24 protein-coding genes are annotated in these 26,311 nt (G+C 47.4%); 6 read left to right on the top strand and 18 right to left on the bottom strand.

Annotated features, from left to right (window positions below):
• Positions 1 to 158 precede the first annotated feature (158 nt).
• The 14 genes from L976_RS13740 to sirA all read right to left on the bottom strand — a co-directional run bounded on the left by L976_RS13740 (position 159) and on the right by sirA (position 16,558).
• The gene (locus tag L976_RS13740) at positions 159 to 905 is read right to left on the bottom strand and encodes a DUF3313 domain-containing protein (protein WP_231570500.1); all 747 of its coding nucleotides are present in this window, start codon (positions 903 to 905) and stop codon (positions 159 to 161) included.
• A gap of 1,202 nt (positions 906 to 2,107) precedes the next feature.
• Entirely contained in the window at positions 2,108 to 2,737 is a 630-nt protein-coding gene (locus tag L976_RS13730) for a flavin reductase family protein (RefSeq protein WP_047537531.1), read from the bottom strand.
• Positions 2,738 to 2,882: 145 nt separating this feature from the next.
• Positions 2,883 to 5,009, bottom strand: coding sequence for a M13 family metallopeptidase (locus L976_RS13725; RefSeq protein ID WP_047537527.1), 2,127 nt, complete (start codon positions 5,007 to 5,009; stop codon positions 2,883 to 2,885).
• A 220-nt stretch (positions 5,010 to 5,229) separates the two neighbouring features.
• On the bottom strand, positions 5,230 to 6,513 hold the full coding sequence (locus L976_RS13720; protein ID WP_037413903.1) for a winged helix-turn-helix domain-containing protein: 1,284 nt from the start codon (positions 6,511 to 6,513) through the stop codon (positions 5,230 to 5,232).
• Positions 6,514 to 6,727: 214 nt separating this feature from the next.
• On the bottom strand, positions 6,728 to 7,624 hold the full coding sequence (locus L976_RS13715; protein ID WP_047537525.1) for an ABC transporter permease: 897 nt from the start codon (positions 7,622 to 7,624) through the stop codon (positions 6,728 to 6,730).
• Positions 7,621 to 8,667, bottom strand: coding sequence for an ABC transporter ATP-binding protein (locus tag L976_RS13710; RefSeq protein WP_047537523.1), 1,047 nt, complete (start codon positions 8,665 to 8,667; stop codon positions 7,621 to 7,623). Before L976_RS13710 ends, L976_RS13715 begins: the two co-directional genes overlap by 4 nt.
• Positions 8,664 to 9,938 (bottom strand): nitrous oxide reductase family maturation protein NosD, encoded by a 1,275-nt coding sequence (nosD, locus tag L976_RS13705; protein WP_047537521.1) that lies wholly within the window; start codon positions 9,936 to 9,938, stop codon positions 8,664 to 8,666. Before nosD ends, L976_RS13710 begins: the two co-directional genes overlap by 4 nt.
• Before the next feature lie 10 nt (positions 9,939 to 9,948).
• Positions 9,949 to 10,440, bottom strand: coding sequence for a nitrous oxide reductase accessory protein NosL (locus L976_RS13700; protein ID WP_037413896.1), 492 nt, complete (start codon positions 10,438 to 10,440; stop codon positions 9,949 to 9,951).
• Between the two features lie 117 nt (positions 10,441 to 10,557).
• On the bottom strand, positions 10,558 to 11,505 hold the full coding sequence (gene nrfD, locus L976_RS13695; RefSeq protein ID WP_047537518.1) for an NrfD/PsrC family molybdoenzyme membrane anchor subunit: 948 nt from the start codon (positions 11,503 to 11,505) through the stop codon (positions 10,558 to 10,560).
• 2 nt (positions 11,506 to 11,507) lie between these two features.
• On the bottom strand, positions 11,508 to 12,215 hold the full coding sequence (locus L976_RS13690; RefSeq protein WP_037427340.1) for a 4Fe-4S dicluster domain-containing protein: 708 nt from the start codon (positions 12,213 to 12,215) through the stop codon (positions 11,508 to 11,510).
• Positions 12,216 to 12,301: 86 nt separating this feature from the next.
• The gene (locus L976_RS13685; protein WP_047537515.1) at positions 12,302 to 12,976 is read right to left on the bottom strand and encodes a tetratricopeptide repeat protein; all 675 of its coding nucleotides are present in this window, start codon (positions 12,974 to 12,976) and stop codon (positions 12,302 to 12,304) included.
• A 77-nt stretch (positions 12,977 to 13,053) separates the two neighbouring features.
• Entirely contained in the window at positions 13,054 to 13,833 is a 780-nt protein-coding gene (locus L976_RS13680) for an FKBP-type peptidyl-prolyl cis-trans isomerase (protein ID WP_037413888.1), read from the bottom strand.
• A 93-nt stretch (positions 13,834 to 13,926) separates the two neighbouring features.
• Entirely contained in the window at positions 13,927 to 14,367 is a 441-nt protein-coding gene (locus L976_RS13675; protein ID WP_037427342.1) for a rhodanese-like domain-containing protein, read from the bottom strand.
• Between the two features lie 61 nt (positions 14,368 to 14,428).
• Positions 14,429 to 16,558: a dissimilatory sulfite reductase SirA gene (gene sirA, locus L976_RS13670; protein WP_037413884.1), complete on the bottom strand. Its 2,130-nt coding sequence runs from the start codon at positions 16,556 to 16,558 to the stop codon at positions 14,429 to 14,431.
• A gap of 502 nt (positions 16,559 to 17,060) precedes the next feature.
• Between sirA and L976_RS13665 the strand changes: the two genes are divergently transcribed.
• The 4 genes from L976_RS13665 to L976_RS13650 all read left to right on the top strand — a co-directional run bounded on the left by L976_RS13665 (position 17,061) and on the right by L976_RS13650 (position 21,004).
• Positions 17,061 to 19,118 carry a heme lyase CcmF/NrfE family subunit gene (locus L976_RS13665; protein ID WP_047537512.1) on the top strand — a complete coding sequence of 686 codons (2,058 nt, stop codon included), beginning with the start codon at positions 17,061 to 17,063 and terminating at the stop codon, positions 19,116 to 19,118.
• Between the two features lie 4 nt (positions 19,119 to 19,122).
• Complete coding sequence (locus tag L976_RS13660; RefSeq protein WP_037413880.1) at positions 19,123 to 19,572, top strand: cytochrome c-type biogenesis protein; 450 nt, start codon at positions 19,123 to 19,125, stop codon at positions 19,570 to 19,572.
• A 16-nt stretch (positions 19,573 to 19,588) separates the two neighbouring features.
• On the top strand, positions 19,589 to 20,173 hold the full coding sequence (locus L976_RS13655) for a TlpA family protein disulfide reductase (protein ID WP_037413878.1): 585 nt from the start codon (positions 19,589 to 19,591) through the stop codon (positions 20,171 to 20,173).
• 252 nt (positions 20,174 to 20,425) lie between these two features.
• The gene (locus L976_RS13650; protein WP_037413877.1) at positions 20,426 to 21,004 is read left to right on the top strand and encodes a nucleoside triphosphate pyrophosphohydrolase family protein; all 579 of its coding nucleotides are present in this window, start codon (positions 20,426 to 20,428) and stop codon (positions 21,002 to 21,004) included.
• Positions 21,005 to 21,049: 45 nt separating this feature from the next.
• On the opposite strand, the gene L976_RS13645 is transcribed toward L976_RS13650, so the two are convergent.
• Positions 21,050 to 21,277 (bottom strand): helix-turn-helix domain-containing protein, encoded by a 228-nt coding sequence (locus L976_RS13645; protein ID WP_039978987.1) that lies wholly within the window; start codon positions 21,275 to 21,277, stop codon positions 21,050 to 21,052.
• Positions 21,278 to 21,279: 2 nt separating this feature from the next.
• On the bottom strand, positions 21,280 to 21,798 hold the full coding sequence (locus L976_RS13640) for a DUF2975 domain-containing protein (RefSeq protein WP_047537509.1): 519 nt from the start codon (positions 21,796 to 21,798) through the stop codon (positions 21,280 to 21,282).
• Positions 21,799 to 21,955: 157 nt separating this feature from the next.
• On the opposite strand from L976_RS13640, the gene L976_RS13635 reads away from it, so the two are divergent.
• On the top strand, positions 21,956 to 24,016 hold the full coding sequence (locus tag L976_RS13635; protein WP_047537506.1) for a S9 family peptidase: 2,061 nt from the start codon (positions 21,956 to 21,958) through the stop codon (positions 24,014 to 24,016).
• A gap of 158 nt (positions 24,017 to 24,174) precedes the next feature.
• Positions 24,175 to 24,465 carry a helix-hairpin-helix domain-containing protein gene (locus L976_RS13630; RefSeq protein ID WP_047537503.1) on the top strand — a complete coding sequence of 97 codons (291 nt, stop codon included), beginning with the start codon at positions 24,175 to 24,177 and terminating at the stop codon, positions 24,463 to 24,465.
• On the opposite strand, the gene L976_RS13625 is transcribed toward L976_RS13630, so the two are convergent.
• Positions 24,462 to 25,568, bottom strand: a complete 1,107-nt coding sequence (locus L976_RS13625) for an AI-2E family transporter (RefSeq protein WP_047537500.1) — start codon at positions 25,566 to 25,568, stop codon at positions 24,462 to 24,464. The genes L976_RS13630 and L976_RS13625 overlap by 4 nt on opposite strands.
• Positions 25,569 to 25,856: 288 nt before the next feature.
• The coding region (locus tag L976_RS13620) for an NAD(P)H-dependent flavin oxidoreductase (RefSeq protein ID WP_047540506.1) at positions 25,857 to 26,311 on the bottom strand (455 nt) is incomplete at its 5' end.

Genomic DNA, 26,311 nt, shown 5'->3' with positions numbered 1-26,311 from the left:
CTTCGCGTTTATCAAATAACGCATTGATTGATTAGCTTGGCAGGTTAACCTGCCAATATAGACTCAAACAATAAACCCCAGTTTTCACTGGGGTTTTGTTTTATAACCGGATGCGTAAAGGCTAAGTATTTTAGCCAACCTTAAACAGATTTTTGTGCTTATTTGCCCAAGTTGTCAGCTAACTGTTTAGCGCGACTGGCTGCCCACTGGTCGATCATCTTTTCCAGCTCGCTTGCACTAATTGGGGTATCTTTTTGGGTAGTGTCTTCACTCTCGCGAGCATCTAAAACTCGTACTAATAACTTACCGCTTTGTGAGTCAAGCAATTGCGACATGCTGCCAACCTTGAGCAAGTAAGGCTCCATACCTATTGCCTCTTTTGTCACATCAATGGCAATCTTCGCCGGTAATAAATCGCGTAATTTAAGCTCTGGTCGAGTTAAATCGAAATTTGTCACCGCTGCCTGAACTCTAATCACGCCTGGGCCCGACTCAGTCGCAATCTTGACTCCATTTTTCGTCAATTCATTTTTAAACTTAGTATGATAATAACGGCCAATCTCATTCTGCTCATTAGCCGTTAATAGATACCACTGGCCATTCTCTTGACGAATAAATTGTAATGGATCGAGCAACACTTGATTGTACTGGCGCAGATCTACACCCTGCTCCTTATAAATACGCTGATTGGGATTAGTTTCACTCGTTTTGAACGCATCAAAGGGCACAACTTGAAACCCACTCATCGCCCTTTCCTTTACCGAGCATCCACCCATCCCCAGTAAGACCGTCGCCATGGCAATCATTACCACTTTTTTCATATTTGCTCCTGCACTGATTAATAATTTGTTTTTAGGATGAACACCACGATAAGCGGGCCTTCTCCTAAGTAATATTCCAACCAACAGCCTTCCACAGTGGACACGACAAGGCAGCCCGTAACGACGACTCAAACAGTGACAACAGAACTCACTTTATCAAACGGGTTCAGCACTTTATCTTACTGATAGAATAGTAATAACGTAGATTTTAGCGATTAGAAAGTCGCGCAAGCATTTATCTGTAAACTAGGTATGTGCCATAGCGCTAACACAACATCTTTCATATGAAAAAACACCCAATACAACATTTCACTAAAGAAGATTGCAGATATACCGTTTTTCGCAGTAGGGTTGTTTTAAATACAGCAGGACCAGTACCTGCGGCATTTCGCAAATTGTATAAGTAATAATAGTTGCTAGCGAGCAAAGCACTTGTGCCAATTAGAGCCCAAAATGTACAGCACGTAAAAATAAATCAGTGGCCATACAAATGCGATGACTATACCTAAAAATTTACTTGTATTTTTGAAGCAGTGGATGACTGAACAACCCCATAAATAAAATAGCGATAACAATGATATTGTGTTGAGTAATATTTCTAATTTATTCATTTCCGAGCTATCTAAGCTCGAATCCGCTAAACGAGGGTCTCCAATATAGCTTAAAAAACCAAAATATCCCCACATCGCAAGACTAACTAGCACGATCAAAGCTAGAGATTTTGAATTCAAAAAATATTTCATTATGCTCGCTAATACGCCTCTATTACGTTGACAAAAAATCAGGCCAGCCATTTTAAATCAAAAACATAATATGCTCTCTGCTTACGTTCAAGAGATGAATTACAGGATTCGATCTAAGGAGGAGATAAGAAGTAACGGATGACCTACAAGGCAACAAAGAAGTTACAGGAGTTCACCCTCCCCTCGGAGTTGCCGCAGGGCATTTGCGTTGGTTGCGTGAGCGAGACATAGTCGGCCCCATAGGGAAATGGGAAGTGTCAGAATGATGTATGGAACATCATTGACCATGCACTTCACGACATTCAGGCATCCTGCCTATCAGATACCGAGAGAGCGTCAGTCAATCAGGGACAAGCGTCTGACCGCTTAATGCCCAAGGGGCTTTCAACTCCGTTAGGAGCCTCTTGGCTGCTTGTGAAAACAATAGCAAGGAGGACAGGACGAGCAGTCCTCCTTGGTCGATTCTTTATAAAAAATCTGGGGATGAAGCCCCACGACTTTGATTTTGCTTTAAAAACTCAAACGAAGTTTGAGTACCACCACCTACACTTGTGGTCTATGTAAATCAAACCGTAACGCTTCCGAAATCCCATAGTAGGCGGATGGGCCGCCAGCCCGCAGCACGGGTTCGGCGAGGGCGGTTTGATACACGCCGTCACTATCGAGTAAATGCTTGGCGATATGCACGGCAACCACTTCACCTAAGACTAACCAAGTATCAATCTTGTCGCCATTGGCGGCAGTTAATTGAATACATTGAGAAAGCTTACACTCAAAATTCACTGGGCTTTCGGCCACCAGCTCGGCTTGAACGATAGTGCCAGCCTTTGGGGTAAGTCCGGCAAAGGCAAACTCGTCCTCCCCGCGGGGCAACATGGCGGAAGTTTGATTCATTTTCTCGGCGAGGTTGCGGGTAGTGAGATTCCACACAAATTCGCCGGTGTCGACGATATTAGCAACACTGTCCTTCCAGCCCGTGCTGGCAAAACCGATGATAGGTGGTTTGTAGTTGAAACAATTGAAAAAACTATAGGGCGCAAGGTTGCGTTGTCCCTGTGCATTGCGGGAGGAGATCCAACCTATGGGCCTGGGGGCAATAATGGCATTTAAGGGATCGTGCGATAACCCATGTCCCTTACTCGGCTCGTAAAAATAGCGGTTTTCTACACTCATGCCTCATCCCTTAATCACAATGTAAATACTAAAGCATCATCTTACAGGACTTCGGCGAACCGCTAAATATTCTAATAGCTGAATAGCGCAAAGTATAAGGGGAACAATATGTTCCCGTTAGTTGATGCTGTTTAAGACGATGAACTTACCAGATCTTCACACGATCCTCTGGCGCTAAGTACAGCTTATCGCCGGGCTTCACATCGAATGCGGTGTACCAGGCATCTAAGTTACGCACGGTCAGCGCGCGGTACATGCCAGGGGCATGACCATCGGTCGCCACGCGGGCACGCAAAGCTTCGTCACGCATCTTGGTTGCCCAAGTCTGGGCGAAGCCGATAAAGAAGCGTTGGTCGCCGGTAAAGCCATCGATAACCGGCGCGGGTTTGCCATTAAGTGAAGCATGGTAAGCATCGAGTGCGGCCGCTAAGCCCGCCACGTCGGCAATGTTTTCACCTAAGGTCAGCTTGCCGTTTACATGCAAATCTGGGAATGGCGCATAGGCATCAAACTGTTTCGCCAGTGCCTCACCTTGTTTGGCAAACTGAGCAAAGTCCGCTGGCGTCCACCAGTTACGCATTGCGCCCGTCGAGTCGAAGGCGGCACCATTATTATCGAAGCTATGGCTGATCTCATGGCCAATCACAGCGCCAATCGCGCCATAGTTATAGGCGGCATCGGCCTTCGCATCGAAGAATGGCGGCTGTAAAATCCCCGCGGGGAAGTTAAGCGCGTTTTGCACTGGCAAGTTTACTGCGTTGACGACTTGCGGCGTCATCCACCATTCACCTTTATCCATAGGTTTGCCGATTTTGGCGAGTTGATGGGCATATTCCACCTTCTCACCATTGATGGCATTGGCGTAGGCATTGGTTGGCGATACGGCATAGGCATCGTAATTGCGCCATTTATCAGGGTAACCCACGCCAACGGCGATGGTCGCGACCTTAGCTAAGGCTTCCTGCTTGGTTGAAGGGTCCATCCACTCGAGTTTTTCGACCCGCTTACCAAAGGCACTGACGATGTTATCCACCATAGTGCTAACTTCGGCCTTGGCCGAGGCCGGGAAATAATGCTCGGCGTAGGCGCGGCCCACGGCATCACCAAGGTACTCATCCAAGGCACTCAATGCGCGTTTATCGCGGCTGCGCTGCTCGGGTGTGCCCGACAGTTTAGTGCCGTTAAAGGCAAAAGAAGCGTTATCGATAGCCGATGGCAATACATCGGCGTGGCTGTTGATATGGTGGAACACCAGCCAGTCTTTCCACGCATCCAACGGCTCAGAGGCCACCAACGCCGACAGCCCAGTAATGGCACTGGCGTGGTAAGCGGCAAATCTATCTTGCTTGCCAAGCTGGGCGGCATCCAAAAAGGCTGTCCAGTCGATGCCAGGGGCTTTAGCGTCAAAGTCGGAGCGGCTCCACACACCCGATGCCTTAGTGAAATCTTCACTGTCTTCACGGCTGGCGTGGGCGCTAGCGATCTTGTGTTCGAGAGCAAAAATACGATCTGCACGGCTAGCAGCATCGCTGATGCCCGCATCGGTCAACAGGGTTTCGATATAAGCGCGGTAAGCGGTGCGGATCTCGACCATTTTAGGATCGTCCGACAGATAGTATTCGCGCTCGGGTAAACCTAAACCGCCTTGCAGCAGGTAAGGCAGTACTTCACCCGGTGTCGCCAAACCTTGGGTGACGAAAATACCGAAGAGGTTTTCAGTGAAAAAGTCGGTGGCATTGAGCGGGTCCACATCGGCGCGCAGGTTAGCACCAAGCGCCGCCGATAAAGCCTGTTTATCCGCAATGGCTTGATAACGGGCTAAATCGGCTTCCATTGGCTTCATGCCCGCCGCATCGATTGCCGCGGTGTTAGTGTACGCCTTGTAGAAATCGGCAATGCGCGCATCATCGCTGCCAGCGGGGTGTTCGGCCTTGACTAAGTCGGCAATCAGGCTGGTCTTATGCTTTTCCGTCTCTTGGAAAGCCACTAAAAAGGCGCCCGTGCTTGAGCGATCGGCGGGGATCTCTGTGGTTTTCATCCATTCGCCATTGGCGTAGGTATAAAAGTCATCACCGGGTTTAACCTTGGGTGACATGGCCGCGAGGTTAATGCCAATTGGCATGGCGGGTTGGCTAGCAGCAGGCGCTGCACTGGTTTGTACTTTTGCTGTATTGTCGCTGGCGACGGTTTGATTGGTGTTATCACCACAGGCAGTTAATCCCGTCAGTACTGTTGTTGACAGTAATAAGGCGGGGATCAGGCGGTCCGACATAAGAGACTCCTTCCGTTGTTATTCTTGTATTTTTGGTATTTTGGCTAATCTAGATGCTTGCTAGCATGGTCAGGCAGTGTAACTGGCGATATGGTGGGATGTAAAAGAAACTCACACTTTATGATAGAAAGTTAATGCAAAGTCTTTAATACAGGCTTTTGAGCGGCGAGCCCAAAACAAAACAGCCGATGACTATCGGCTGTTTTAATAACATGCGAAGTTAGAGTTTGACTTGGGTGTACTGAGTCCACGCCAGCAGTTGCCCCATTTGCGGGACTATCCAAACGGCTGTGTCCTTATTTTGATAAACCCGATAATAGAACAGATCTTCATCGCGAATATCGTGCTTACGAATCGCGCGGTAAAACTGCATGGCCGAGTGGCTCACCTCATCGGGTTTGGTCAGCTCTTTTTGTGATACTTTGACATGAAAAACATCCACATTGAGATCACCTATCTGGGTTTGATATTGCTCAAAATCGCCCCGAATGGTGTACTTAATCGGTGTGGTTAAACAGTCCTGATCGGTAATGCATGAGGTGGAGTAAAACTTGCCTCGGCTTTGCCCCTCGTACACCAGCGACATGCTGAGATCCGTGCGAACCAGTAACTCACCAGCCACCGGAAAATAAATATCCGCATGGTAGTTATGCTCCAGTAGCTCCCCAACCCCTTTATCATCAACAGGTAAGACTACGCGGTTGTAGCGGATCCGCTCTTCCATCTTTTTACTAAGTGGAATAAATTCCGCCATACTCAGGCCAGCGGGTTTAGCATCAATCGAAGTGATATTGATGATGCCTTTGCCAGTACAATCCTTGGCATCTAACGCAGGGCATATTGCCATCGAATAGTTTTTACCATCCGTTGACGCAAAGGCACTGAAATAAGGTAAGCCATCGATATGATTGCCTTCTGGGGCTAAATGTTTTTGCCACCATGAGGGGTGTAAATGCTCTTCATCATCGATATACAACACCTGCGCCGTACCTAAGGTGCCACCAATATTCAGGCTGATATATTTATCGGCATTCCATTTCGCGACATGCTTCACCACAGCATGGTGATCGCTCCAGTACCAGATCAAGGTGAGGATCATCCCCAGCATGACGATACCAGCAACCTTAGTCCAAGCAGAGACACCAACAATCGCATCGCGGATAGCATCGGCATCGTTAATCGCCAACATTTTTACATGGGACTGTTCTGAGACATGCAATTGATAACCGCGGCGTGCCACAGTTTTGAGCTGTACCTCGGTATAAGGCTCTAATTTTTTACGTAATGTGCTGATGCATTGAGTCAAAGAGGTTGGTGCGACCACGCGATCTGGCCAGCCTACTTGTAGCAATTCTTCCTTGGTAAAAATGGCATTCGGCGATGACAGCAGCAACACGAGTACGGCGGCTTCTGAAAAAGTCAGGCCGATCTCGGTTCCATGAACATGGTCAACCAGCAGCTTGGCCTGTTCATCTAGCATGAGGTATGAAGTAATTTTATGCATGTTAAGCGCCCAAAACTAAGCCAAAACAATAGACTATGATTGCGCTAACAACGGGCAAACACAGTGAAACTCAGTTTCACCCGAGAGCAACCGTGACTTGTGGCTACCAAATCAAGATGGCTTATTTTACCTTTTAACAACATAAAATACTGTGACTCTACACTCAGTTTACCTATTGTTTTTTAAGCGTAAATTTAAACTAATGCAGGGGTATCTAAACTTCTTGGCGATTAAAAATAACGCAACAAACCAGTAGCAAAACAGTCAACCAGCCCACAAATACACCATACATTAAGGGCAAGCCCATACCCGTTTGGGAAATTAGGGCGAGAGTACTCTTTGCCGATAAGGTATCGGCAGGGTTTGCGAGTAAGTTTAAAGCCCGGAAAAGATCGGTAGGATTGATTAAAATCAATAGGTTAAATAGTTGACGATTGAGTACTTCAGCCATACTGACGAGGGCTGTTAATAGTACCAAATCGTAGACCAACACCAACACAAACCAGAGCAGCAGTAATACACCTAAGGCTTTGGCTTTTTCCCGCACACATAGGCTCACGCAGTAACCTAAGAGTACAAACACTAAGGACAATAAAATTCCGCTACCCATCAGATGAATAAAGCCAATCACTAAGGCCAGCCGTGCGTGTTCGGCTCCAAGGACAAGCAGCAACAAGGCCGTTAAGCCAAATCCCAATAAACAGGCAGTGGCCATCACATAGGCGTGGCCGAGTAATTTGCCACAAACCAAATGCCAACGGGCTAAGGGGTAAGTCAGCAACAACAGCAAGGTGCCCGATTCCCGCTCACCAACAAAGCTATCGTAGCTAAGTAAAATGGCACCCAAAGGTAAAATAAACACCGCGAGCGTGACTAAACCAGAAAAAATTTGCGCGCTCTCAAATACCACTAAACTGCCCGATACTGCGCTGCTCATAAAACTCACACACAGCGAAAGAATCAATAACATACCCGCCATAAGCCATAACCAACGGTTACGCAGATTGTCTTTAAATTCTTTTACCGCAACGGCTTGAATCAATGTCAGCGCCATAGGAGGACGAAAACTCGACAAGCCTTGCTGTTGATCTAACTGACAGATTTGGCTCATGCCACTAACTCCGAATTAAGGTTTTCTGTACCAGCAAAGGTGTTGCAACTGGACGCGCTCTGGGGCTGAAGATTCGCCATATAACAATGGAAAATATCCTGTAAACTCGGCGGCACAATAGAAAACTCATGGATCTTCAGGGAGTGTAATTGCTGTATCACCTTGGCTTTTAGCGCATCAGGCACCCTTAAGCACACTCGGTCTGAGGCTGAGGGTTCTAACAGTGAGGCGAACAACGCTTGGCTTAGCAACTGCTGATATTGCAGCGGCGTAAAGTGATGCAATTCAATCAGGCTGGGTAGCGAGGTTGCAGCCCTAAGACTATGCAAATTCCCCGAGGCAAGCATCTGGCCTTGGCCTAAAATCAGCGCGCTATCCATTTGATCTTGCACTAAACCTAACTCGTGGGTACTGATAATGATCGCGCAGCCTTGGGCCTTAAGTTGCGCCATTTTTTGATACAAAAAGGCCGATGCCAGAGGGTCGAGCCCGACAGTCGGTTCATCCAGCAGCAACACTTTAGGGTCGGCCAGCACCGCCTGCGCTAAGCCTAAACGTTGGCGCATTCCCTTGGAAAAGGTGCGCAGCCGTTTATCCTTAGCCGCCATCAGACCAAACTCTTCCAGTAAAAGGTTGACTCGCACAGGTTCAACCCCCTTAAGCTTGGCAAAGTAGCTTAAGAGTTCATGCGCCGTCATATTGTCATAAAAGCTTACATTTTCAGGCAAATAGCCTAAAGATAAACTCGCATTGACCCGCTTGGCTTGTACCTCTTGCCCCTGCACAAATAACTGGCCCGCGCTTGGGGATACCAAGCCTAAAATCATTTTGATCAGCGTAGATTTACCGGCACCATTATGGCCTAGCAGCGCTAAGGTTTGGCCTGTAACCACCTCAAAATTAAGATCTTTTACCGCTTCAAATTCGGCATACCGCTTGCTCAATCCAACGGCCTTAACAGCCACTTGCCCTTGGGCGGCAGTTTGCTTTGTCATTAATGTCAGCGCCTGTGGATTGATGGCGTTGTTGGTAAAATGGCTCATATTCCATCTCCCTCTGTGGTCAGTCGCATTAAGGGGAAACTATCACTCACACCGCTGTCACTCGTTGGCTGAAACTGCCGCTCTACCCAACGCAGCAGCAATACCACCGGGCTTTCCATCAGTAGTTTCGCCTCGGGATAGAGCCAAAATAGCTTGTCTAAATTGTCGTTAGGTCTGTGGGTAACATCCCCCACTCCGTCGCCATTAGCATCCCAGCCGCGGTATTCAGACCAGTAATTGCCCTGCCCCTGATAACTCCACTCCAGCTGCGCCTCGCCGACGTACTTAACTTGGGTCTGATTGGCTAAAATACGATTATGCCAAAGGCGGTTTGCTTCACCGCCCATCGCCATGCTGATCCCAGTATCACTGTGACTAAATTCATTATCTTGAATGCGATTATTCTGCGCGGCGTAGATAAAAATGCCCTTGCCTTCGTTACCGAGTTCTACCGAACCTTGGGGATGCTTCACGTCTGTAGCGATATTCGCCTGAATATGAGAGTCGTTGGTGATATTGAGCAGAATGCCAAAGTCCCGCGCTTGGCTGACGCGATTATGGTGCAGGTAGATTTGTTGTGAATTCATCAATGCGTAGCCGCCGTCGACGCTAATCGCTTGATTGTTTGAGGCTTCATCACCTCGGGTATACATGTAGTGGATGCCGTATTGAAGCTTAGCGAATTGATTATGGTGAATGTTGCTGTCCGTCACCGACTCGAGATATATCCCATCGCGGACAAAGATAACATGATTTTGTTGCACATCGGGCGCGGTCACATGCTTAAGGAAAATCCCATCGCCTCGGTCTAATACATAGATAGCGCCATTGCCACTGATGCTATTTTCAAGAATACGCGGCGCAGCAAGTTGCTCGCCATAAATCCCAAAGCCATCCCCGACAAGACGATTGCCCTTGATAAGCACCTCGTCTGCCCCGGGCTGCAATAAAATGCCTGCATCGTGATAATAAAGATCCCGCCCCCAATGGCGGATATTGAGTCCTTCGACAATCACTTTGGGTGCAGTAATGGTGAGGGCGCTGCCTTGGCGTAGGGCATCGAGGGTCGCGCCCGCTTCGGCCTTAATATGAATGGAGCGGGTGACACTGAAATTACCTTCATACACTGCGGTATCAAGTACGAGTGTGTCACCGTCCTGCGCCTGCGCCAATGCGTGGGTTAAAGAGGCAGTATCTTTAACCCTTAACTCCTGCGTCACACCGATAAAGGATAAGGTGCAGAGCCAACAGAGGAGCAATAAACGCAGCATGATCAATCGCCTACTTATCGCCAGCGAGTAATTCGAGAGTGATATCTTCAAAGGTTAATACGCGTCCACCGTATTCCTTTGCAAAGGCTTCGGCGGCGGCTTTAGTGCTAAAAGGTGCGACTGCTGGCCCCATCACGGCTTTTTTACTGGTGCCGTAAACATAAAATGCGCTGGCGGCATCGATAAAGGCGCCATCATCAGGCTGTTCCCAATCGGTTGTCGCGGCGTCATGCACCATCATGTAAGCAATTTGTCTTTTATTTTCAGGCTGTAAGGCAAAGTTAAACATATCGCGGCTAGAGCAAAACTTAGGCACCATCTTCTCGGCCTTAAGGTGTACTTGACCCTTTGGTCCAGGGTATTTAGTGATCACCATACCGCATAGGTGGCAACGATCATGCTCGTGGATCATCTCGGCTTTGTGTTGGTGATCGGTCGCTTCGCTCTTATTGCAGCCTAATAACAAAGGAGCGAGTAGTAACAACCCAAAGAACTTTTTCATGCTGTTAATCCTTTGAAAAATATCAACGCCTCGCCAAGGCACCTTGCAGGGACAGACCTCTTGCGACGAGGGTTGATAAAAAAATGGTTCATCAAAGGCCGAGGCCTTAGTACATCGTTAAATCGCGTAGTTTTGGCCCGCTAACAGGATAAAGAGTCGTAGACACATCATCCCTACTACCGCACACATTCCCGACATATAAAACGCTTTGGCCGAATGGCTAAAATGTTTACCCGTCGCAAAGTTCAGTAGCAGTGGCGCGGCAAAGCCGATACCCACAACACCAATCCAAAATACGCTTGCCCACACACCTTCATGGAAGGCGGCAAAAGCAAATTGACCACCGGCATTACCCGTTAATAGTGCTGTCGCGATCATGAAAATAAACATGGCTTCGGCGAACATAATCGGCCACTCAGCGCCGTGCAGAATCTTCATTTCGCCGCTGTGCAAGGGCTCTTTAAATAACCACACCGCCAGCATTTTGGCTGAAGCGCCACCCGCGGATAGACCCGAGGCAATAAACAGCGCAGGGAGTACCGAGGTGTTGATCAGCGGGAAGCGGATCAGCGCAGAAATCAAGAAGCCTGTGTAAGCACATACAGATAACGCCAGCACTAACGCGAGCGCTTCCATTGGGCGTCTAAAGCCTTTTAACTTGGCAATAATCGGCGCTAAAAACTTCAATTGTGGGATGGCCATCAGCTCTTTTTCGAGGGCTAAAAGTGCTACCACTGCCACTAACGGGATATACACCGACAGCGCAATAACACCAATCGACATCACAGAATTTAAGTTATAAAACACCAAAATTCGCCAGAAGAATAAGGGGTTAGTCAAGTCGAGTACCAGACATAACATCCCTAAGCTAATGGTCACAAAGGACAGCAAGGTCGCGGCTTTTAAGAAGGCGGTATTTTCAACCTGGCCTAGGTAAAAACGCAGCGCCAGCGCAATGGTTAACGCCCCGCCCGAAATCCCCGCAAAAAATAAATACACTGCAATCGGCCAAGGCCAAGCAACGCCTTGGGATAAGCCGAGGGTAAATTCCATACTGGTATCCATATTTACACTCCCAGTTTGACGATTGGTATGTAACGTAAGCTCGGCTCAGTACCAAACTGCGGCTTAATCCGCACTGAGTCTTTTACCGCCAATAACTTACTGACATAGGACTGAGGATCATTGGCATCACCAAAGATCAGCGCGTCGTACTTACAACTCTGCACGCATGCCGGTAGCTCGCCCTTAGACAGCTTGCTATGCAAACAGAAGTCACAGTTATCAGCCACATCCGTCTCTTTGTTGATGTAACGAGCGTTGTAAGGGCAAGCACCAATACAGTACTTACAACCCGCACATTTGCTCGCATCCATAGTCACGATGCCCGTTTTCGCGTCGCGGTGCGCCGCGCCCGTTGGACAAACCGTGACACAGGGGGCGTTTTTACACTGCTGGCAGGAAACCCGCACAAACTTACGCTCACAGTCGCAACTCATCTTGCCGCAGTGAGGGCAGGCTTGACCTTCAACACGACCACTTTGCTGCTCAAGGATCACCCGAGAAACACCCGCGGGTAAGTTGTTTGCTTGGTTACAGGCGGTTTTACAATCACCACAACCGACACATTTATTTTGGTCAAACACCATGACGTAATGGGACTTATGGGCGCTGTCAGCATCTTCTTTGACCGAACAACCCGCTAAAGGTGTTAACATCAAAGAGCACATGCCAGCGCTTTTAAGGAACCTCCGTCTCTCTATATTTTCACTCACAACATCCTCCATCTATCGGTTTTATACCGACGTTTTTATTTATATCGTTATCGTTCCTACATGCCTGAAAATGGCTAGCGACTTGATTAATATCCACTTTCATTCAATTTGCTTTGAGCCTTGCCAATGGCGTTTAAAATGGCCTCACAATTAATCTCTGCCGTTGGCTGTGACAGTAGTGCCTGCCAATGGTCTATCGCCTCTTGGTAACGCCCATGAAGATACGCATCGGTGGCCTGTAACATGCGGGTCTGCGGCTCAAAGGGCGCAAACGCCAAGATCTGTGCAATCAGCGCTTGGGTTTGCGGCGTCATTTGGCGACCATCGCGGTAATAGAGTGCATTCGCTTTAGCGCCGAGCACCTCGGCATCCTCTCCCACCAACGCAAGCAACTTGTCCAAGGTCTGCACCGCATCGCTATATAAACCACCCGCGCTATAGGCCTGGGCAAGTGACATCAATGCCAGCGGGTTTTGTGGTTGATCGTCAACTAGGCGAACGGCTTTGGTAATGTCGGCTGCCACTAAGTAGTCAATATGTTCATTGACTATGCCCTTATCCCAATCCTGATAACGCCCCGTTTGGCTGTAGATAGCGAGCGTCATAGCAAGCAATACACCACTGCACAGCACTGGCAACCCAGAGGAGACTAAAGGCAGCCCCGCAACGGTTTGCTGTTGATTTAAGCGTGCGTGTTGCCAAAATATCCAAGCAACAAATCCGCTTAATAGGAGTGCGATGGTGAACCCTAAACTTGCCATACCTAACCTCTTTGCTTGCCGCTCCAAGCTCATGACTGAGCGTACAAAACTGAACGCTCAGTCCCCGATGTTTGCTCTTAGTGAGCAGGCATCATGCCCATCATGCGGGCTTCTTTTTTCTCACTTGGCTTTTCGATATTTTTCAGTTCGATTTCAAAGATCAAGGTAGATTGCGGTGGAATTTCACCCACAAATTCATTGCCATAGGCTAAGTTTGCTGGGATAACAAAGCGGTATTTAGAGCCCATTGGCATCAGTTTTAAGCCTTCTTCCCAACCAGGGATTACCGTCATTAAGGCAAAACGCGTAGGGTCTTTGCGGCCAACGGTATTTTCAAATTCAGTACCATCGATAAGCTTGCCAACGTATTCAACGGTGACCACGTCCTCAGGATTAGGTTTGTTACCGGTACCTTGGGTTAACACTTCATATTGCAGGCCAGATTCAGTCACAATCACGCCAGCTTTCTTTTTGTTTTCAGCAAGAAAGGCTTCACCCGCCTTGGTATTTTCAGCAGCTAATTTTTCAGCGTTGGCTTTTCTCACTTGATTTAATTCTTCGGCGCGTTGATTGAGATACGTCACCACTTCTTCATCGGTTAATTGCTGTTGTTTTTTCAGCGCGTCCACAAAACCTTGAACCACTAAGTCCACATTCACTTCTGCGCCCAGTTCCACTTGGTTATAAACCTGGCCAGAAATGTAGTTACCGACAGAGGCACCGATACTGTAAGACGCTTTATCTGCATCGGTTTTAAGGCTTGGGGCGGCAAAGCTCGCCATAGACACAAACAGTGCGGCGCAGGTCGCCACTGTGATGGTTTTTGGGATAAAAGACGTTGGCATAGATGTTTTCATTTTATGTTCTCTACAATTTAGCCCTAGGGCTTGGTGCGTTAGCCGAAAACGTATGGACATTGCCCATAACCGATTAATATATTTATTTGATTACTAGGGTTTTTCTGTTGTTCTTCCAGACATGCGCCAACCGAAAATACCATCGGCCATATGGCGTACACCGGTGTAACCTAGCTTCATGGTTTCCCGTGCAGCCATGTTGCTGGCGGTACAAAGGCGGTTAGCGCAATAAAACACCATCACCGCATCTTTATTCTTTGGAAGTAACTCTCTCCAATTTTGAACATTGAAAAAAACCGCCCCGGGGATAAAACCTTCCGCCCAGATTTCCAGCGTGTTTACGTCGAAAAAATAAACCCCTTGCTTACCGACTAAGGTCTCTGCTTCCCGCATGGAAATAGGATTCAACTGAATTTCGTTATAGGGTGCTTCAGAAATATCAGAACCGCCCCCTGCAATGGCTGGAAGGCTGATGCCACCCAAGCTCAGTGCCATTAAGCCGCCTATCAGGCTTTGTCGGATCACGTTATTCATTATTTGGCCTCGTATATTCCCCGGCACGGATGTGCCGGGGACAAGTTAGACTCGAGTCGAACTAGATTTTCTGTGCGCTCAGACCTTTACCATCGATAATGGCTTGGGCTTGAGTGACATAGGTTAAGGCTGCATCGAGACGTTTCAGTGAGTAAGTTGGGCCGTGCGCACCCCATGAGCCGTCAGCCTTGATCAGGCGAACAACATCTTGGGCTTTGTCGGTCAACATCAGCACTTGCGTCTTGTCTTCTACCGACAGCTTGGTGACTTCTAACAGCTTGTCGATACGGGCAAGGGCTTGTTCTACTTGGGCAAAAGTTTCTTTAACTGGTTTTTGCCACTTTTGAACTTCACCGTAGATTTCCATCTGGTCTTCAAAGTGCAGACCCACTTCAAGTTCAGATTGGAACTGGCTGTGACAACCTTTGTTTTCCACTACATCGTGGTCTGAAGCCGAAGTACGGGCACAGGTCCACATCAAGTCGAGGTAGTTGTAGCCGTTTTCATCTTTCGCCACAGTCCAACCTTTGGTCGTCGCATCGCGAGACTTACCTTCTGGTGGGTTAAGGGTCTTACGCAGTGGATCGACATCAATCTTCCACATGTGTGACTTACGAACGTTGTCGAAGCCCGCCATATCAGGGAATTGGATCGCAGTGAAGTTTTCACAGCTTCCCATGTTTGGCATGTGACAGCTTTGACAAGTTTGGTTGCTGTGGGTGTTAGTGTTCTTAGCAATCTCGGCTTGAGCCGTATGACACTCAGTACACTCTTTGATGATTTTTGGTTTAGTAATGCCTGACTTCCAATCACCATCGGTCACTTCGTGAGGATCGTGACAGGTTGAACAACGCATACCTTTGTCATAGTGAGCAGAGGCAAACATTTGTGAACCTTCAGTACCGCAAGATGGGCAAGAAGATTTCATCTTCACGTTGAAGGCATATTCCAGTTTCTCTTTACCCTGTGGCGTTTCAGCTAACTCTTCAACAAAGTTGAAGCGTTGGTGACAACGTTCACAGTTAGATGGCATACCGCCACCAATACCGCCGTCTAAGTGGCCGCCTGCGCCATGACACTCTTCACAGGTAATCCCTTTAGAAATCGTGTGTTTTTGCAGCTCTTTCGGGTTACCTAAAGCAGCAAAGAATTCATCTTTCGTTTGGAAGTCAAACTTGAAGCTATGGCACATTTCGCAATAGGAGCTAGCAGGTTGGAATAGGAATTCCTTCTCATACTTAGCACCGTATGAGCTCATGCCCCATTGGTGTGAACCGCTGGTACCAAAATCTTCCATTTTGACGGGGAAACTTGGAATAGCTTTGTTAATTTTTGCAGCCATTTCAGGAGTTAACCACTCAGCCCAACCGCGGGAGAATTGGTTACCACCAGCGACCATAGTACCAGTGCCATCTTTCAACAGACCGTCTTTCACATGGTAAGTACCGCGCACTAGGTAGGCGTCGATAAAACCATATTTAGTACGTGGCGTACCCACAGTCGCGTAGATAGCGTCTGGCGTAATACCCGATGGCAGAATCGTGGTATCTTTGGTGGTATACATGGTTTTTTTCAGGTCGTTATCGACTTCTGGATGTTCGCCAGGGAAGCGAATCGTCTTAGAGTGACGTGAACGTCTCCATTTTTCGTATTGCGGCCCATGACACTCACCGCATTTTTCTGGGCCCACAAACTTGTTAGGGAAATCTAAAATCGATTTTGCCCCTAAACGGTATTGCAGTGCTTTTGGACGCTGACCATCGTTATAAGAGCTATAACGTACAGCGGTGCCATCGGTTGAGTTCACTTCTTTACTGTGTTTACTGTAAGCAACACTGTCACCACCGTGTAAATATTCTTCACCACGGTCACTGACTTTATAAGTGCCTTTTAAACGACCTTCTGCGTCATATTTAAAAACTGGGTGATTTTCAAATAGAAAATCAAACAATTCTTGCTCTTGAACAATATAATCCTGCAGTGTTTTAACACCACGGGATTTCTCCATTAAATTTTCATTTAAATTGGGGTTAGCCAAGATATCTTGAGTATAGTGAGTTTGTTGTTTATTACCCACACCAGGGACCACTTTACCATCCGATTTAGCATCGGATGCGATTGTGGTAGCGCTTACGGCAGAACCTAAACAAAACAGCACGCCTAAGGCTGTTTTGGTTTTCCATCGCTTCATCATTCACTCCTAATTTATCATTAGTTTTATATTTTCCACTGAACCTAACTGTTCACTGAACGACATAAACAATTGACCAGTGACGGCATAATGAATGAGAGAAAAAGCAAAAAATCTGCGCTAGAGCACATTAAATTTTGATTCAGAAATCAATAGAGCTAAAAATCAAAAAATACAAACAAATCATAAACTTGATAAAATTTTATTAGTGATTTTTTAGATTTTAAATCTGTTTTTTTACATCTAAAAAAACCTAAAAACAGCTTTGATTTTTCAAAAAGAACCAAAGCCACAAATGACGATTTTAATACCGAGACAGATCACATTCCTTCCGTTAAAACTCAGTTACCCTGCAAGCCAATCGTGGAATGGGTAAAGACTTCACATCTAACTTACCTAGATAAAAACAAATAAGTCTGTACCGATTAACCGCTAAAAAGTAACCTCTCATTAATTTCAGTATTAATGTAAATCGATAACTAATGCCATGCAGGAAATATCAATGATAAATATGATTCCAGAAATAGGGCACATATTGCTAATCATGAGCACTGTTTTTGCATTATTGTCGGCAACGAATCATTTAATTGGTAGCTATCGGAATAACGTTTACCTAATCCACTTTGGCAATAAATTATTTTACGCACTATTTATTACCTTATTTGCCGCACTGTGTAGCTTAATATTTAGCTTTATTAGCGATGATTTTTCAGTCGCCTATGTTGCCAACCATTCTAATAGTCAACTCGCTGTGGGCTATAAAATTGCGGCCGTGTGGGGCAGCCATGAAGGCTCAATGTTATTTTGGGTGTTCGCCATTGCCCTGTGGGGCGCAGTGATCAATTGGCGCCAAGCAACGAATAAGGTTAATCTCGATAGTGCCAGTTTACAGGCTGATAAGGCTTACTTTGGCCGAGTCCTCGCAATTTTGGCCTTAGTGATCCTCGGCTTTAATTTGTTTTTACTCTTTACCTCCAATCCCTTTGCCCGCTTGCTACCAAATATTCCAGTCGAAGGGCGCGACCTTAACCCCATATTGCAGGACATAGGCTTAATACTGCATCCACCTATGCTGTTTTTGGGATATGTCGGGCTAACGGTTTGCTTTGCCGCAGCACTGGCATCGTTACTGGGAGGAAAGTTACCGACTCGCCACCTCGAATACATGCGCCCTTGGGTGCTATTGGCGTGGATTTTCCTCACAGGGGGCAATGCCTTTGGTTCTTGGTGGGCTTATAACGAACTGGGCTGGGGCGGTTGGTGGTTTTGGGATCCCGTTGAAAACGCGTCATTTATTCCTTGGCTGGTCGCAACCGCGTTGGTGCATTCTTTAGTGCTCACCCGAAAAACACAGGGCTTTACCCTTACCACACTGTTTTTATGTTTATTAGCATTCTCCCTCAGTTTGTTAGGCAGCTTTTTGGTGCGTTCCGGTATCGTGCAATCGGTACATGCCTTTGCTGCTGACCCAACCAGAGGTATGTCAATCCTATGTTTATTAGTGCTTTTTGTTGGTGCGGCCCTATTTATTTTTGCGATAAAAGCCCCCGCACTGAGACGAGAAGTCACCCATGCGCTATTAAGCAAAGAGACCTTTTTACTGCTTGGGGTGATAGTGCTGGTAGTCGCGGCTTTTTCCGTACTACTTGGCACCTTTTATCCCCTGATATATGAGCTGTTAAACCTAGGTACTTTGTCGGTGGGCGCACCTTATTTTAATGCGATTTTTGTCCCATTGACCTTTATCGCTGTCGTCTTAATGGGCCTCGCCCCGCTACTCAATTGGGGGCAATCCACCCACAAACCACTCAAGGTATTGGCTGTCCCCACTGTAGCCATTGCCATTATTGCAACAGTGCTGGGTTATCAAGCTAAAGGCGATGGCGCATTATTCCTCGTTCTTGGCAGTGCCAGCGCGTTATTTTTATTGTTATGCCTTGGTTTGAGTCTAAAGATGATACTCAAGCCACCACGCGGCGCCCCAGAACGCTTACCCACAGCACGACCAATCCAGCCGTCAGCATCAAAGCGCGCAAGGGTCGCCATGATGCTCGGACACTTCGGGGTTGTAGTGACGATTATCGGCGCAACATCGGTGTCTTTTTTCGAACAGGAAGCCCTGCTACGAATGGGGCCAGGCCAGGGTAAACCGTTAGCGAATTATGTGCTGGTGTATGAGAGTACCGAGCAAGTTGAGAGCCAAAGTTTTACTGCTATTCAAGCCAATATCAGTGTACGCGATGCCAAGCAGGACGATCGAGTACTGGGCTATATCCAACCACAAAGACAAACCTTTAAAAGCAATGGTATGGAAATGTCCCACGCGGGCATCGACCACGGTTTTTGGCGCGATATTTACGTCTCAATGGGACTGCAACTGAGCGACACTGAGTACCTGATCCGCATTAGCTATAAACCATTGGCGACTTGGATTTGGCTAGGCGCCATGTTGATGATGCTCGCAGGAGCAATCGCTGCGTGGCCCGTCAGACAAGTTCGCCATGTCGAACACACAGAAGCACTGAGGGCAGCAGGCACCCCTCAGCTAGGGAGACTGTAACCCCATGAATCCATTATTTCGCTCCCCCTATTTGAGTTTATTGTTTTGGTTGTTGTCACTCATCCTCTGTTTTGGCGGGACAACCTTTCTCGCGACGGCACAGGAAAGCTCGGATATGGGCACATCCTATCAGCAACAGGCAATAGCGATCAGCAAAGTACTGCGTTGCCCAATGGCGACCAACCAAACCTTATTCGAGTCACAGGCACCTATCGCCCATGAGCTCAAGGGGCAAATTTTTTCGCTGCTTGAACAAGGCTATAAACGGGATGAGATCCTCGATTTTATGGTGCAGCGCTACGGTGAAAAAATCCGTTATCAGCCAGAATTAAAACCCTCAACACTGGCGCTTTGGCTAGGCCCACTGGCGTTATTAATCATAGGGTTAGGCTTAGGTCTTACCCTGATAAAACGCAAGTCACCTTCCGCTAACAACGCGACTCGCTCAGTTTGAATATAAGGATAAACCCATGAAATCATCCACAGCCAAGCTCACCCTCCTTTGCACTTCATTGCTGCTGAGCTGCGTCGTGCAGGCCCATTCTCTGCAAAACAAACTCTATGACACTGGCGAAGCAATTCCAAAACCACGAGTCATGACGGGTTTTATTGAGATGCAACATGCCCGCGGGATACCCGAAGTGCCTTTTATGGATGAAGCTGGGCAAGCACAAAGCCTCAAACAACATCAAGGTAAGCTTACGCTAGTAAACCTCTGGGCAACCTGGTGTGTCCCTTGTTTAAGGGAAATCCCCGAGCTGCAAAAACTACAACAGCAATTTGCCGATAAAAAAATCGCTATTGTGCCAATTTCAATTGATGAAGAGATAAAAGAAGTACGCCCGTTTCTTAATCAGCATGGTTTTAATCAATACAGCACTTGGCTCGACCCCAACAAAAATATCGAGCAGATCATTCCTGCCAATGTGGTTCCTGCGACTTATTTATTTGATGCAAAAGGTAATCTTGTTGGCTTTGTTCGTGGCTATTTAGATTGGTCTGACAAAGAGGTTGCCCCTTATTTGGATAAGCTGATCGCAAAATACGCACAATAAGCCGTTAACCCAGCGGTCAATGACGAGGTCTTTAGTGACTTAGTCCGTGCCTGTTAATCAAATCTCCATTCGGTGTCCACCCTAATCTTTGCCGAAACCCGCTGCTCCCCGATTTGGCAGCGGGTATTTTTTACTTCAAGGCCAGCACACTTTGTATTCTGCGCCACCTTTCTTTAGAATTGCCGCAGTTATCCATAAATCGATTTCACCAATCTATTTGTAAAACCTATTGATAAAATCTAAGGCACTCCGATGAAACTCAGCTGTTTAACTCAACCTATTTATGACCACTTGTATCGTGATATCAGTGAGTTTCGCAGTACCTTCGACCTCGCAGTCAACGATGCCAGCTCATTGGATGATAAGGCTGACACCTTACATACTTCGCTGATTATTGAAGAGTTAACTGAACTTGCCGAAGCCGATAGCCGTATCGAACAAGCCGATGCCATTGTCGATTCAGTGTATGTATTGATGGGGCGTTTAGTGCACTTAGGCGCCGAGCACATGCATGACAAATTAGAAATCAGCTACCTTATCGACTTGCTGCTGTGTGTCGCCAAAAACCGTGAAATTGACTTTATCGCCTGCTGGGACGAAGTCCATTCGAGCAATATGAGCAAAGTGTGCCGCAACGAGCAAGAGCTAGCCGAAACCATTGCTTTTTATGCCGAGCAAGGCGTTGACATCGTCGGCAGTAAAAAGGGCGAATTTATCATCGCCAAATGCGCTAAAGATGTAGAAATGGCCGGTAAAGTCGTGCGCCAAGGCAAGGTACTGAAATCCGTTTATTACCGCCCAGCGGATTTAACTCAGTTAGTAAAAGCGTAAAACCGCAAACCTAGGCTGCACAGCATGCAGCCTAGGCATCTTCTCTTAGTCCGACGTATCTTGCTCAGCATCCTTTCGGTATTCCAAAATATCCCCCGGCTGACAGGCTAAGTATTCACAGATACTCGCCAAGGTATCAAAACGCACCCCTTTGACTTTGCCCCGCTTAAGCAAGGACAAGTTCGCCTCGGTAATGCCCACTGCTTTGGCAAGCTCTTTAGAACTCACCTTTCGCATCGCCATCATGACGTCTAAATTAACGATAATATTCAAGATCAAACAAACTCTTTGTTTTCCGCCTCATAATCGCGGGCGGCTTTAAGCAAATACACGATAAGCAACATCAATAAAATCGTGGTGATATTGCCAAAATCAAGCACTAATTCGATGCGACCATCCTCAAAAAATGACTGATGATAATAGCCTATGCCTAAGTTTTGTAGCATTTCAAACACTAAAGCGGCGGCTTTCAGCCATACGAGCCACAAGTAACATTTCATACTCTCATCACTGAAAAATAACCCCCGTTGATAGCAGGATAAGAGCCGTTGTAGCCAATAAACACCGACTAAAAATGATATAAATAAAGGGGTTAGCATGGCGAGCAACAGGTTTCGGTTAGCGTTCGGCAAGTTCCACAGTTCGAGGAACTGGGAATTACTGGTATTGAAGCGGATCTCATCATAGGCCCAATAGCTATAAAGCAGATGGGCGATAATCGCCACAGCAGACAAGAGCACCAGCCAGCGACAAAAGCCACTGATTTTTATTAATTTTTTAAAATTTTGATTCATCCACTCACCCAAACATCATCCCAAGCCGTTCATAGCGAACGAACACCAGTATAATCCTTCGACAAAAAATATTACAAAGAAATATAATTTTATTGTTTTACGATAATTAATTTTCGTATTAGCATAATGTCAATTTTCCTAAACTAAGGTTACGACAATGCAAAAATTTCCTTTTACGAGTCAGTTATGCAGTGCTGCCATTGCCGCCGCACTGCTGCTGACGGGTTGCACTACGGCGGATGTTCGCAACGAGCAACCTCAAGTTACCGCGACGCAGCAAACCGAGGCGCCGCTCATTCCTATCGAAAACTTCTTCAATGAGCAAAGCATTCGCCATCTAAAAATATCCGACGATGGCAAGTGGCTTGCCTTTGTGAAGGAGTACCAAGGAGCCAGCAATATCTTCCTGATGGCCGATAAGGCCGACCTTGCCAGTGCCACACCACTGACCAAATCGGTAGAACCCATCCGCGCCTTCGAATGGTCCGCCAAGGGTAATGACTTATTCTTTATGAAGGACAAAGGCGGTAACGAAAATACGCAAATTTATAAGCTGAGTTTTGAGGAAAAAGCCGGCAAGATCACCGCCAAAGAGCAGCGCTTAACACATAAGGACGATGTGCAATATAGCGTGCTCGAGCAGGTAAAAGACAATCCCGATTTGTTGGTTGTTCAAGCCAACCACGACGATTCGAGCCGCATGGATATTTATCTGCTCAATATCAACGACGGCAAGTTAGCCCCTATCCTGAAGAACGAGCAGAGCTTTACTCAGGTGAGGTTTAACAAGCAGGGTCAACCTGTGATTGCCAGCAGCAGTAATCTCGATAACACCAATGCCTTGTATGTGCTGATCGACGGTAAGTGGCGCAAGATCATTCAAAGTGCCAAGGGTGAGAGCATCGATATTCTTAAAGTGAATGATGCCCAAAAACTCGCCTATATCAGCGCCAATATCGGCGATCGCGATAAGCAGGAATTGCTGAAAGTCGATCTGATGACGGGTAAATATGAAACCATTCACAAGGATCCCGATAACGAGGCCGACGTCTTTGGGGTACAGTTTAGCGACGCAGGTGAGCCCTTAGCGGTTGGTTACTATGGTGGACGCTTACGGGTTTATCCCTTAAATGCCGAGTTTGCTCGTCATTGGGATGTGATTAATCGTCATTTTAATCAAGATGTTGAAATCACGATTGGCGAGATGAACGAGAAAACCCATCTGTGGCAAATTCATGTCGCCAGCGACCGAGCCGCAGGCGCTGACTATCAATACAATGCCACCACGGGGGATATCCACCTGTTAGTGGATATTCCGGCCAGCATTCCAGCTGATCAACTCTCGCCACGCCAATCGATTGTGTATACCGCGCGGGATGGCGTAAAAATCCAAGCGTATTTAACGCTACCGAAAGGCAAACAGACTCAGCTACCGACCATTATCCTGCCCCATGGCGGCCCTTGGGCACGGGATTTTTGGACGCTCGACTCAGGCTACTTCCACGCTATTGCCCAGTTCTATGCCAACCGTGGTTATGCGGTATTACAACCTAACTTCCGTGCCTCGACGGGTTTCGGTAAGAAGTTCTTAAACTTAGGCAACCGTAACTGGGGGATTGGCAGCATGCAGCACGATCTCACCGATGGTGCCAATTACCTAGTCGAACAGGGTATTGCCGATAAACAGCGTTTAGGGATCTTCGGCGCCTCCTACGGTGGTTATGCGGCACTGTCTGGCGCGACTTTTACACCTGACTTGTACCATGCTGTGATCGCCTATGTAGGGCCATCGAGCCTAGTGACACTGATGAATTCCTTCCCCGACTACTGGCGTCCCTATTTAGGCCAATGGTTTGAGTCGGTTGGCGACCCGCAAATTGCCGAGCAGAAGCAAGATATGGAAAATCGCTCACCAATTAACTATGTCGATAATATCAAGGCGCCATTGATGCTGATCCAAGGGGCAAACGATCCACGCGTCACGCAAATTGAGTCGGATAATATCGCCAAGAAGATGTATCAAAAGTCTTTACCCGTTAAGTACGTACTGGCAAAAGACGAAGGACATGGCTTTAGTAAACGTGCCAACAAGCTAGCCTCGATTGTCGCCACCGAACAGTTTTTTGCTGAGCATTTAGGTGGGCGTGTCGACACCAATGTGAATCCTGAAATTCTAAAACACTTAGACAGCTTGAACGTCGATATCAGTAAGCTCTAAACTTTTGCCGCCTTTACCAAGGAAGGGAAAGGCGGCAAACTAGCTAGATTTTATACATAAGCTCACCTTCAGCTCTCAAGATCATGCCGGATAACGAGCAGAAAACCGCAACAATCTATACTTAAAGATGGAGTATTTCAGTTGGTTAGGGATAAAGAATGAATCCAGCAAAGGTTGTCAGAACCCAAGTAAAAAAATTAACGGATTTACCGAATATTGGTAAAGCGAGCGCGGCGGATCTACGTCTGCTCGGCATAGAGACGCCAGTGCAATTGCTTGGGAGAAATCCCTATGAAATGTATCAAACCCTGTGTGACAAAACGGGGCAAAGACACGATCCCTGTATGCTCGATGTGTTTATTTCGATTACCCGCTTTATGGCGGGCGACGCTCCTCAACCTTGGTGGTTTTATACCGAGGAGCGCAAACAAGCACTCACTCATCCTTAATTTGAATGGCCTTGTTCCTGCGGTGATTCAAGGGATTCAGTTACAACCGAACTATCAGGGTCATCCCTTAACCATTCGCGCCAGATAGCGACTAACAGCGCCATCAACACGGGGCCGACAAACAGACCCACAAAGCCCATGGTTTTCACTCCACCAATCAAGCCGAAAAAAGTCGGTAAGAAAGGCAGCTTAATAGGCCCACCAACCAGATTAGGGCGCAGGGTTTTATCGACGATAAACAGCTCGATACTGCCCCAGAGGAATAAGCCGACCCCTGCCGTCATATCGCCAGTGCCGACTAAATACAGTGAGATCAGGGTAAACATGGTTGGCGCGCCGCCTGGCACTAAGGCCATAAAAGCAGTCAACACCCCAAAGGCCACAGCTGAAGGCACGCCAGCAATCCAGTAGGCAATCCCCAGCACTATGCCCTCACCGATGGCGATAAGCGTCATGCCGATAACGGTTGAACTCACCGTCGCGGGCACCACGCGGGAAAAGCGATACCAGCGAGCGGGTAGAATACGCTCACCGACAATATCAATCTGCTTCGCCACCGACGCGCCATCTTTATATAAGAAAAACAAGGTGATCAGCATAAACAACAAGGTCAGCAGCAAGCCTAAAGTATTCCAGCCCAATTGCAGCACCCAACGGGAAATGCCTGTCAAATTTTGTCCGCTAATTGCACTGACTATCTTGCCCAGTTCATGGGGTTCCCCAATAAACTGTTGCCATTGCTGGGTAAACCACGCACCAACCCAAGGTAAATCCTTAATCCAAAGGGGAACGGGCGCGCCATGCTGGTTAGCATACACCAACCATTCAGCCCATATCCTAATCTCTTGTAAAGCATAGGAAAAAACAAATATCAGCGGTGTAATTAGCCCGACAATAATCAAAACTAACGCGATAGTGGCAGACAGCGCCGAGCGACCACCGCATTTAACCAATAATTTTTGATACAGCGGCCAACTGGAGAAGCAGACGATCAGGGCGGCCAAGGCGGGAACTAAAAAATCGATAAAAAAGAAAACACCAGCACACAGCAATAAAATCAATAGGGTACGACCCACCGCAGCATTACTGATAATCTGTGCCATCCACATACTCCCACAATAGAATCCAACAACAAGGTGGAAAACTCGGCAGAGTGCCAAGCAACAACCAGCCTTTGGGTGTTCCCCATTCTGTTAGCCAGTTTATTGCGCAGTGCTTTCCATGGGCAACGACATTTAACAAAAGCGTGAGTAGTGTATCAGTGGTGCTTGCATCCCCAAAGGTATTCGAATGTCTCGAAGGCCAAATGGCTGAAAATCCTTATGGCGCGGCCTTGAGCATTGGAATTAACAATGGATGCAGGCTTTGCACCTGTAACTATTTATAGGATTTCAAACATTAAACCCAAAGCCTAAAGCCAATTGCCGTGTCAGTTCGGCTGCGGGAATCATTCGGCAACCACTGGCATTTTGCCCGCACCACAGCGGGCTAAAATCGCCAAATCCTTGTCGCTCCGCCGCTGTCCTTAAGCCTGCAACCGCTGAGGATGCCAAGGGGAAATCCGGTACAGCCGCATTCATCGGCCCCATTTCGGCCATAAAACGGTTTACTATGCCGCGAGCGGGTCGACCAGAAAATAAATTAGTCAGCGCCGTATGTTGCGCGGCATCACTTTGCAACGCCTCACGATGGATTGCACTGGTATTGCACTCAGGGCAGAGCAAATAGGTCGTCCCCACTTGCACGGCCGAAGCGCCCATCGTCATGGCAGCGCGCACTGTGGCTACATCGACAATGCCACCTGCAGCAATCACCGGAATATCCACCGCCGCAATCACCTGCGGCA

The organism is Shewanella sp. ZOR0012, from assembly GCF_000798835.1.
In the GTDB taxonomy this organism is placed as follows: domain Bacteria; phylum Pseudomonadota; class Gammaproteobacteria; order Enterobacterales; family Shewanellaceae; genus Shewanella; species Shewanella xiamenensis.
Note: the sequence above shows the minus strand (reverse complement) of the source record. Positions and strands in the feature narration are given on the sequence as shown.

Excerpts from the sequence above, each read along its gene's own strand:
- sirA (WP_037413884.1), bottom strand. The coding sequence starts at position 16,558 with ATGAAGCGATGGAAAACCAAAACAGCCTTAGGCGTGCTGTTTTGTTTA.
- L976_RS13650 (WP_037413877.1), top strand. The coding sequence starts at position 20,426 with ATGAAACTCAGCTGTTTAACTCAACCTATTTATGACCACTTGTATCGT.
- L976_RS13625 (WP_047537500.1), bottom strand. The coding sequence starts at position 25,568 with ATGGCACAGATTATCAGTAATGCTGCGGTGGGTCGTACCCTATTGATT.
- L976_RS13680 (WP_037413888.1), bottom strand. The coding sequence starts at position 13,833 with ATGAAAACATCTATGCCAACGTCTTTTATCCCAAAAACCATCACAGTG.
- L976_RS13640 (WP_047537509.1), bottom strand. The coding sequence starts at position 21,798 with ATGAATCAAAATTTTAAAAAATTAATAAAAATCAGTGGCTTTTGTCGC.
- nosD (WP_047537521.1), bottom strand. The coding sequence starts at position 9,938 with ATGCTGCGTTTATTGCTCCTCTGTTGGCTCTGCACCTTATCCTTTATC.
- L976_RS13715 (WP_047537525.1), bottom strand. The coding sequence starts at position 7,624 with ATGAGCCAAATCTGTCAGTTAGATCAACAGCAAGGCTTGTCGAGTTTT.
- nrfD (WP_047537518.1), bottom strand. The coding sequence starts at position 11,505 with ATGGATACCAGTATGGAATTTACCCTCGGCTTATCCCAAGGCGTTGCT.
- L976_RS13730 (WP_047537531.1), bottom strand. The coding sequence starts at position 2,737 with ATGAGTGTAGAAAACCGCTATTTTTACGAGCCGAGTAAGGGACATGGG.
- L976_RS13635 (WP_047537506.1), top strand. The coding sequence starts at position 21,956 with ATGCAAAAATTTCCTTTTACGAGTCAGTTATGCAGTGCTGCCATTGCC.
- L976_RS13630 (WP_047537503.1), top strand. The coding sequence starts at position 24,175 with ATGAATCCAGCAAAGGTTGTCAGAACCCAAGTAAAAAAATTAACGGAT.
- L976_RS13725 (WP_047537527.1), bottom strand. The coding sequence starts at position 5,009 with ATGTCGGACCGCCTGATCCCCGCCTTATTACTGTCAACAACAGTACTG.
- L976_RS13665 (WP_047537512.1), top strand. The coding sequence starts at position 17,061 with ATGATAAATATGATTCCAGAAATAGGGCACATATTGCTAATCATGAGC.
- L976_RS13710 (WP_047537523.1), bottom strand. The coding sequence starts at position 8,667 with ATGAGCCATTTTACCAACAACGCCATCAATCCACAGGCGCTGACATTA.
- L976_RS13655 (WP_037413878.1), top strand. The coding sequence starts at position 19,589 with ATGAAATCATCCACAGCCAAGCTCACCCTCCTTTGCACTTCATTGCTG.
- L976_RS13700 (WP_037413896.1), bottom strand. The coding sequence starts at position 10,440 with ATGAAAAAGTTCTTTGGGTTGTTACTACTCGCTCCTTTGTTATTAGGC.
- L976_RS13675 (WP_037427342.1), bottom strand. The coding sequence starts at position 14,367 with ATGAATAACGTGATCCGACAAAGCCTGATAGGCGGCTTAATGGCACTG.
- L976_RS13660 (WP_037413880.1), top strand. The coding sequence starts at position 19,123 with ATGAATCCATTATTTCGCTCCCCCTATTTGAGTTTATTGTTTTGGTTG.
- L976_RS13720 (WP_037413903.1), bottom strand. The coding sequence starts at position 6,513 with ATGCATAAAATTACTTCATACCTCATGCTAGATGAACAGGCCAAGCTG.
- L976_RS13685 (WP_047537515.1), bottom strand. The coding sequence starts at position 12,976 with ATGGCAAGTTTAGGGTTCACCATCGCACTCCTATTAAGCGGATTTGTT.